Source organism: Solihabitans fulvus, from assembly GCF_008386585.1.
In the GTDB taxonomy this organism is placed as follows: Bacteria; Actinomycetota; Actinomycetes; order Mycobacteriales; family Pseudonocardiaceae; genus Solihabitans; species Solihabitans fulvus.
The window spans coordinates 1-513 of sequence record NZ_VUOB01000317.1 but is presented as its reverse complement, the minus strand read 5'-3'; the positions used below and the strand labels follow the sequence as shown (position 1 = coordinate 513).

Here is a 513-nt window from a genome sequence, read left to right as displayed (position 1 = left end):
CCGTGTTGAGTCAAATTAAGCCGCAGGCTCCACTCCTGGTGGTGCCCTTCCGTCAATTCCTTTAAGTTTCAGCTTTGCAACCAGACTCCCCCCGGAACCCAGAGACTCTGGTTTCCCGTGGTGAAGGAGCTGCCCGCCGAGCCCGTATAAAAGGGTGCTCGCGCGGATTGGATGGTTGGCATCGTTTAGGGTTAGAACTAGGGCGGTATCTGATCGCCTTCGATCCTCTAACTTTCGTTCATGATTAATGAAAACATCCTTGGCAGACGCTTTCGCTTCAGGCGGTCTTGCGGAGGTCACAGAATTTCACCTCTCGCTCCGCAATACCAATGCCCTCGACAAGCCCTTTTAATCATGACGTCGGGGCTGGCTTGTACCACTGAATTGTACACTCTTAGCCAGCGCCCGACGTCGTCTTCCGACATGCCATGCAAAACCAAGTCAGTCCGTCAAGACTGTTCACAGGGCATACGCCCGTTACGACTGCTTTGAGCACTCTGATTTACTCACGGT

General features: G+C 53.2%; 1 rRNA gene. It reads right to left on the bottom strand.

Annotated features, from left to right (window positions below):
* Positions 1-513: ribosomal RNA gene (locus tag F0L68_RS44255) — 16S ribosomal RNA — on the bottom strand; the annotation flags it as partial.